Genomic DNA, 203 nt, shown 5'->3' on the forward strand with positions numbered 1-203 from the left:
CAGTTTACCTTTAACTCAACTAACAATCAGTTATCTATTTCTTTAGAAGATGATGCAGCGGCACCTTTAATCGTTGACCTTTCTTCTTTAGTGGCTGATGGTTCTGAAACAATTATTAACGTTGCAGGAATTAATACCATATCAGGAACCGGAACTGCGGCTGATCCTTATATCATAACGGCTACAGAAGTCGATGGATCCGT

The 203-nt window shown here is 39.4% G+C and carries 1 protein-coding gene; it reads left to right on the top strand.

The genetic code is table 11. The features are described 5' to 3' along the window. On the top strand, positions 1 to 203 hold a 203-nt coding region (locus Q1A46_RS20905), incomplete at both ends, for a hypothetical protein (RefSeq protein ID WP_299683612.1).

This window comes from uncultured Tenacibaculum sp. (assembly GCF_947502995.1).
GTDB lineage: Bacteria > Bacteroidota > Bacteroidia > Flavobacteriales > Flavobacteriaceae > Polaribacter.